The organism is Sphingomonas sp. CCH9-F2 (assembly GCF_001556735.1).
Lineage (GTDB): Bacteria > Pseudomonadota > Alphaproteobacteria > Sphingomonadales > Sphingomonadaceae > Sphingomonas > Sphingomonas ginsenosidimutans.
This window is the reverse complement of record NZ_LSJO01000444.1, coordinates 1-667: the sequence shown is the minus strand read 5'-3', so window position 1 is coordinate 667 and position 667 is coordinate 1. Positions and strand designations below refer to the sequence as shown.

The window sequence follows — 667 nt, the reverse complement described above, 5'->3', positions numbered from 1 at the left end:
TCGCCGGCCCGGATTACGACTTCGCGATCGGCAGCGGCGCCACCGGCCAGTTGACTGCCCGCTTCCTCGACCGCCTCACCGCCATCCAGCGCGGCCGCGCGCCCGACCCGCACGGCTGGCTGCGACGTATCGGTTGAGCTTTCCCGCGCGCCGCGATAAGGCCCGCGGCTCGTTGGGGCGTCGCCAAGCGGTAAGGCAACGGTTTTTGGTACCGTCATACGCAGGTTCGAATCCTGCCGCCCCAGCCATATTGCCATCTAAGTCATTGTTTTAGCAGCAGGAAATCGGTCGTAGCCACTGGATTGGGTCGGTGGGTGTGACGGCTCCATGTGGAGATGCCGTGCCTGCTATCCAGAACGTCGAGCGCCGAGGCGCCGTCTATTACTGGCGCCGTACCGTCCGTTTTCAGGATGGTAAGCCTTTTACCCTACGCCTCAGCCTCCGAACGACCGCCCAGGCGGTGGCGCGCAGCATGGGGTGCGCGATGACGGCGAAGAGCGAGACGCTGAAGATGACCTTGGGCCAGGACGGCCGAGCCGCAAGTCTGACGACCGTCCAGAAGGCCGGAATCTTCCGCGAGGCGATGGAGGGGATGCGGGATCATCTCGAGCGGGTCCATGTGTGGACGACCTCCGCGGCGCAAGAGCTTTTCGGCATTGATGACCTC

General features: G+C 64.5%; 1 tRNA gene and 1 pseudogene. Both read left to right on the top strand.

The window, feature by feature from the left end:
• Positions 1–173: 173 nt before the first annotated feature.
• Positions 174–248: transfer RNA gene (locus tag AX685_RS12330), tRNA-Gln, on the top strand.
• A 92-nt stretch (positions 249–340) separates the two neighbouring features.
• Positions 341–667 (top strand): annotated as a pseudogene (locus AX685_RS12325) (hypothetical protein); the annotation flags it as partial.